Origin of the sequence: Glycocaulis sp. (assembly GCF_052168375.1) — a bacterium.
GTDB lineage: Bacteria > Pseudomonadota > Alphaproteobacteria > Caulobacterales > Maricaulaceae > Glycocaulis.
Genome location: NZ_JBQLZR010000099.1, coordinates 1 through 5,898 on the forward strand (window position 1 = coordinate 1; position 5,898 = coordinate 5,898).

At 64.8% G+C, this 5,898-nt stretch carries 7 protein-coding genes; 3 read left to right on the forward strand and 4 right to left on the reverse strand.

Annotation, left to right across the window (positions count from 1 at the left end; translation table 11 throughout):
* The first annotated feature begins 113 nt into the window (after positions 1 to 113).
* Positions 114 to 1,223 (forward strand): DUF2125 domain-containing protein, encoded by a 1,110-nt coding sequence (locus ACTS2Z_RS04000; RefSeq protein WP_442571940.1) that lies wholly within the window; start codon positions 114 to 116, stop codon positions 1,221 to 1,223.
* Between the two features lie 4 nt (positions 1,224 to 1,227).
* Here ACTS2Z_RS04000 and hisC read toward each other — a convergent pair whose 3' ends face one another.
* Both hisC and ACTS2Z_RS04010 read right to left on the reverse strand, forming a co-directional pair.
* Entirely contained in the window at positions 1,228 to 2,307 is a 1,080-nt protein-coding gene (gene hisC / locus ACTS2Z_RS04005; RefSeq protein ID WP_442571941.1) for a histidinol-phosphate transaminase, read from the reverse strand.
* The gene (locus tag ACTS2Z_RS04010; protein WP_442571942.1) at positions 2,307 to 3,083 is read right to left on the reverse strand and encodes a class I SAM-dependent methyltransferase; all 777 of its coding nucleotides are present in this window, start codon (positions 3,081 to 3,083) and stop codon (positions 2,307 to 2,309) included. Before ACTS2Z_RS04010 ends, hisC begins: the two co-directional genes overlap by 1 nt.
* Before the next feature lie 112 nt (positions 3,084 to 3,195).
* Between ACTS2Z_RS04010 and gloB the strand changes: the two genes are divergently transcribed.
* Positions 3,196 to 3,963: a hydroxyacylglutathione hydrolase gene (gene gloB / locus ACTS2Z_RS04015; protein WP_442571943.1), complete on the forward strand. Its 768-nt coding sequence runs from the start codon at positions 3,196 to 3,198 to the stop codon at positions 3,961 to 3,963.
* Positions 3,960 to 4,415 (forward strand): cupin domain-containing protein, encoded by a 456-nt coding sequence (locus tag ACTS2Z_RS04020; protein ID WP_442571944.1) that lies wholly within the window; start codon positions 3,960 to 3,962, stop codon positions 4,413 to 4,415. Before gloB ends, ACTS2Z_RS04020 begins: the two co-directional genes overlap by 4 nt.
* On the opposite strand, the gene ACTS2Z_RS04025 is transcribed toward ACTS2Z_RS04020, so the two are convergent.
* Positions 4,412 to 5,140: a DUF4908 domain-containing protein gene (locus ACTS2Z_RS04025; protein ID WP_442571945.1), complete on the reverse strand. Its 729-nt coding sequence runs from the start codon at positions 5,138 to 5,140 to the stop codon at positions 4,412 to 4,414. The genes ACTS2Z_RS04020 and ACTS2Z_RS04025 overlap by 4 nt on opposite strands.
* A gap of 99 nt (positions 5,141 to 5,239) precedes the next feature.
* On the reverse strand, positions 5,240 to 5,898 hold a 659-nt coding region (gene phbB / locus ACTS2Z_RS04030), incomplete at its 5' end, for an acetoacetyl-CoA reductase (protein ID WP_442571946.1).

Consider the following 5,898-nt stretch of genomic DNA (forward strand, 5'->3'; position numbering starts at 1 on the left):
CTCCAGCCCATCCCGGCCGGCCTGCCGCGCGCGCGCTTCATGGAGGAGCTGGAGACGCGCATCGAGACCGCATCGACCGCCCTGCTGCCCGCTTCCCAAGGACAGGACCCTGCATGATCCGTGATTTTTCCAGCCCGCCCGCGCCGCGCCGTTCGCGCCTCGGACTCTTCGCGCCCTTTGCCGTCTTCGGCCTGCTCGTTGCGGTTTATGGTGCCTACTGGGTGTGGATGTCCGGCCAGATACGTCAGGCTGCAGAAAGCTGGGTCGCGCAGCGGGAGGGCGAGGGCTATGCAATTGCCTATGACCGCCTGTCGGTCGGTGGCTTTCCCTTCCGCTTCACGGTCAATGTCCGCAATCCCGACATTGCGGCTCCGGCCGGGGATGGGGGCTGGCGCATGGCCATGCCGCAGGTTTCCGCCAGCGCCCTGCCCTACAACCTCACCCACTGGATTGTCGCGTTTGGCAGCCCTGCAGAGATCGACCTTGCCGGCGAGGACGGGACCCGCTCCCTGCTGGCGACCGCCGGAACGAGCCGTATCAGCCTTTCCTCCAGCCGGGCAGGCACCGTCCATGCGGGCGCGGAGCTGGAGAGCTTTCGTCTGATCGAGCGGGAAGGCGGAACGGTTCTGGTCGAGACCCTCGACAGGCTGGTACTCGCCAGCGATGTCGAGGAGGGCGACCAGATGCGCATCAGGCTGGAAATGCGCGGGCTCGAGCTGGGCGCGGACCAGCTTGACGAGGCGATGGCTGGCGCGTTCGGTCATCGCATAGACCTTTTGCGCTTTGACACGGTTGTAACCGAATGGAGCGCGCTCGCCGCCGATGCCAATCTCGCTGTGTGGAGCGCGAGTGGTGGCGAGATGCGTATCGCCATGGCGGAACTCAACTGGGGTGATGCGCGCCTTGGCGGCGAAGGCACGATGGGCGTGGACGATGCACTCCGTCCTGAAGGCCGCCTGTCGGTTCTGGTCACCGAACCGGAAAGCCTCGTTGCAGCGCTTGTCGATGGCGGCATCGTGGCATCGGGCGATGGCGAGGCCTTGCGCCTCGCCCTGATGATGGCGCCGCGGCGCGATGAAGGCGTGGCCCTGCCCTTCCGCTTCCAGCAAGGCGGTATCTTCCTCGGACCGGTCCGCCTTGGCGATACCGGCCCGCTGACAGGCCAGCTACCGTCCGTGCCGGACCTGCCGGAACTGAGCGAAGAGGATGCTGACGGGCAATAGCCCGTCAGGCCATGAATTCGGCCAGCGCGTCGGCGACCCGGCGGTTATCCTCGTCAAGGCCGATCGAGATCCGGAGCGAGTCCGGCAAGCCGTAAGGCTTCACATCGCGCACCACCAGACCTTTCGAGGTCAGGAAGCGGTCAGCATCCTCTGCCGTCTTGCCCGGCGTCGAGGGGAAGTGGACCAGCACGAAATTGCAAACCGACGGCGTGACGTCGAGGCCGACGCCGCGCAAGTGTTGCGTGAGGAAATCCAGCCAGCGCGCGTTATGAGCCTTTGACCGGGTAATGAAGGCCTCGTCGCCAATCGCCTCGATACCGGCTTCGACGGCCGGGACGCTCACGTTAAAGGGACCACGTACGCGGTTGAGGATGTCGATGACGGCTTCGCGCGCATAAGCCCAGCCGAGACGCAGGCCGGCAAGGCCGTGGATCTTTGAAAACGTGCGGGTGACGATGATATTGTCGTACTGGTCGACAAGACCCATGCCGGACTCAAATGCCGGATCATCGACGAACTCGCCATAAGCGGCATCCAGAACCAGTAGGCAGTCATCGGCGAGGCCTTCGCGCAGGCGGATAATGTCCTCGCGCGGCACCCAGGTACCTGTGGGATTGTTCGGATTGGCCAGGAAGACCACGCGCGGCTTGTGGATGGCCGCCGCTTCCAGCATCGCGTCGATATCGGTGCGGTGATCGCGCTCCGGCGCGCTGACAAGCTCCGCCCCGCTCTGCATGGCGACGAGGCGGTAGACAAGAAATCCGTACTGGCTCTGCAGTACGGTATCGCCTGCGCCCAGCCAGGCCCGCCCGATCAGCTGAAGGATTTCGTCCGAACCCGCGCCGCAGACGATGCGCGCCGGGTCGATGCCCTCGGCCTTGCCAATGGCCTGGCGCAGACGCAGCACGCTGCCATCGGGATAGACGTGCAGCTTTGAGGCCGATCGGGAAAAGGCCTCGGCAGCCTTCTCGCTGCAACCCAGCGGGTTCTCGTTGGAAGAGAGCTTCACCGCCCCGGCAGGCGCCGGGTTTCCAGGCTTGTAGGGTTTGATGTCGAGAATGCCCGGGCGGGGATCAGGGATCATCAGCGCGTATCCTTTGCGGTAGCTATGCTGCGGGTTTGGGGGCGGGATAGCGCGGCTCCCGCAGCGGCATCAAGAGCCTTGCGCCGCACCGGCACAGGCGTGCCCGAAGGCCGCACCGCGCCGACATGCTTGACGGCTTCGACGAGGATCAGCCCACCGAAACCCGGCCAGAGGCGTTCACCCGCCGATTCAAACAGATCGGATACGCGCGGCCCGCAGAACATCGACCAGGGCGGCGCATAGAGCGCCCGCGCCCAGGCGACAGGTTCAAACAGGGCACCAGTCAGAAGCCGGCCCAGCTGCCCGCGCGAGAAGGGACGGCCATGGCCGAACGGCGTTGCATCGACGCGTGCCCATGCGCCGGAGCGGTGTGCAGCAACGATGACGAGCCGGCCTTCTGGCGCCAGCACCCGCCACAACTCTCTCAGGAGCCGTTGAAGGTCTCCGGCCTCCTCAAGCGCGTGAACCGCGATAATGCGGTCGAACATGGCTTCGGCGAAGGGCAGGCGCGTCTCCTCGCCCAGTGCAGAGGCGCAGCGCTCGCCATGCCGGTCTGGCCAGGCAATGGCACCTTGGGTGGAGGGCATGAAGGCAACGGCGCGGCGGGCCTGCTCGCGGAAGGGTTCCAGATAGGGCGATGCAAAGCCATATCCGAGCATGTCCAGCCCTTTCACGTCCGGCCACAGGGCTTCAAGGCGGCGATGCACCATGGTGCGCGCAGCCTCGCCTCTTGGCGAACGGTAGAACCGGTCAATTTCCGTGGCTTCGGTGCGCATCGCGCCAGCAAGGCTCCGTCAGGGGGTCGCGTGTGGCTGTGAGGATGATAGACTTGGCACACCGATTGTGTAAGAGCGCGTGCAGAACGTCTGCAGGAAGGACAGCCAGATCATGCTTGAAATCCGCCAGATTGCCTGTCTCGACGACAATTACGGCTATCTGATCCGGTGCAGCGAAACGGGAGAGACCGCCAGTATCGATACGCCCGATGGCGAGGCGCTCCTGAATGACGCCAAGGCCGCCGGCTGGGCCATTTCGCAGATCTGGAACACGCACCATCACTGGGACCATACCGGCGGAAACGCCGCCATCGCGGCGAAGACTGGCGCGTCAGTTACCGCTCCGGAGGCCGAGGCAGACCGCATCGGCGGCGTGGATCACCGGGTGAGGCCGGGGGACAAGGTCAAGCTCGGCAAGCTTTCCGCCGAGGTTATCGACACGGGCGGCCATACGCTCGGACATATCGCGTACTGGTTTGAAAGCGAGGCGGTGCTGTTCAGCGGCGATGCCCTGTTCCGGCTGGGGTGCGGTCGCCTGTTTGAAGGTACACCGGAGCAGGCACAGGCGGGGCTTGCGCGCCTGCGCGCCCTGCCGGACGAGACACTGGTCCATTGCGCGCATGAATACTCTGCCGCCAATGCACGCTTTGCCTTGAGCATCGATCCCGGCAATGAAGCCCTTCAGGCCGATGCAGACGAGATCAGGCGCCTGCGAGAGGCAGAAAAAGCAACGGTGCCCTTCCGTCTGGGAGACGACAAGGCCGCCAGCCCCTTCCTGCGCTGGGACGATCCGGACTTGCGGCGGCATCTGGGGCTGGAATATGCCAGCGATGCCAATGTTTTCGCGGCAGTGCGCACGGCAAAGGACAATTTCAGATGATGGCGGTCAGCGGCGATCTGGGCGTGACAGAGATCATCCGGCTTCTGGGCATGCAGAAGCACCCGGAAGGGGGCTGGTATGCCGAGACCTTCCGCGACGCCGCGAACGCGCAAGGCCGGGCGCACGCAACGGCGATCTATTTCCTGCTTGCCGCCGACGAGGTTTCGGCCTGGCACCGTGTGGATGCCAGCGAAGTCTGGCTCTGGCATGCGGGCGCGCCACTTGTGCTTACGCTTTCGGCCGATGGTGTCGGCGCGCACACAGTGCGGCTGGGGCCGGACTTGCGTGCTGGCGAGCGCCCGCAGGCTATCGTTCCGGCCGGTCACTGGCAGGCGGCCGAGAGCCTTGGCGCCTGGACGCTTGTCAGCTGTGTTGTTGCACCCGGTTTCGAGTTTTCAGGCTTTGAGCTGGCACCGTCCGACTGGCGGCCCGGTCCGCATAATCGCGCCTAACGTCCGCGATCGAGCGCGCGGCGGATGAAGTCCGACGAGGGACGTCCTGAATATCCACGCCCCGGCGCAATGGTGATTTCCAGCACGCCGCCCGCATAGCGCGCATCGCTGCGCACGCCGGTAATGATCCGGACCGTACGCAAATCACGCGTGGCACGCCGGTTGGCATTGTCGATGCCGGTCTGTGCAAGGCGCAGCGTGTCGGCGAGATAGGCATTGTCGGCAGGACCCAGCGAGGGGACTTCCACCGTGATCTGGTTGCGGTTGATCCGCGTCACGCTGTCGGCCAGATCGCGGGCCGTGCGTTGCAATTCTTGCGCGCTCACAGGTGGTGCCACGAGCGTGTGGGCCGGACCAATGGGCTCCACGATCACACCATCGGGCGCATCAGGCGGGAAGTAGGTCGCACCGCCCAGATTGGAGAGGCGCAGGAGCGCGCGGTCGGTATCGGTCAGAAGCACCTCTCCGCCGCCCGATGCCCGCTTGGCATAGACGGCGAAGACTTCCGGGCTGCCTTCCTGCCAGAGCAGGGCCGGTGAGGAGGACTGGTCGAGCACGAAGCGGCCACGTCTGTCGGCCCGCTCGTACCAGACCGCGGACGCTTCAGACGGTTGTTCCCGGCCGGTCAGGCGCGAGAACGGGTTTTGCTGGCCAAGCCCGTCACTTGCCAGAACCGCCCAAGCCCCGGCGGCGGCAAGCATGAGGGCGATGAATCCCCTGCTCATGGTGTGCACTGTCCGGGCAAAAATGGGCCGTTTCGCGGCGAAACTGCCGCTGCGCCGTCCACAATCCGGATTTTTTGCCGATGCCGTTGCGAGAACTGGTCAGACGAGATACTGGCCGCCATTCGCGGTCAGCGTCGCGCCAGTAATGAAGCCAGCTTCGTCAGATGCCAGGAAAGCAACGCAGCGCGCGATTTCCTCCGCCTCACCCAGCCGTCCCACCGGGATTGTGTCGATGATCTGGTTACGCACAGCTTCTGGCACCGCCATCACCATGTCGGTCGCGATATAGCCAGGGCAGATCGCATTGGCGGTGATGCCCTTGCGCGCGCCTTCCTGAGCGAGTGCCTTTGTAAAGCCGAGATCACCGGCCTTGGCCGCCGAGTAGTTGGCTTGCGCAAACTGGCCCTTCTGACCGTTGATCGAGGAAATGGTGATGATGCGGCCAAACCCCCGGTCACGCATGCCGTTCCAGACCGGGTGGGTCATGTTGAAGACACCGCTCAGATTGGTCTCGATCACTTCGCGCCATTGCTGCGGCGTCATCTTGTGGAAGGGCGCATCGCGCGTGATGCCGGCATTATTGACCAGCACGTCCACCGGACCGTGTGCCAGCTCGACCCGTCCGATCCCTGCCACGCACGCCTCGTAGTCGGCGACCGACCATTTATAGGCGGGGATGCCGGTTTCCTTGCTGAAGGCCTCTGCGGCGGCATCATTGCCCGCGTAATTGGCAGCTACCGTATAGCCGGCCTTTTTCA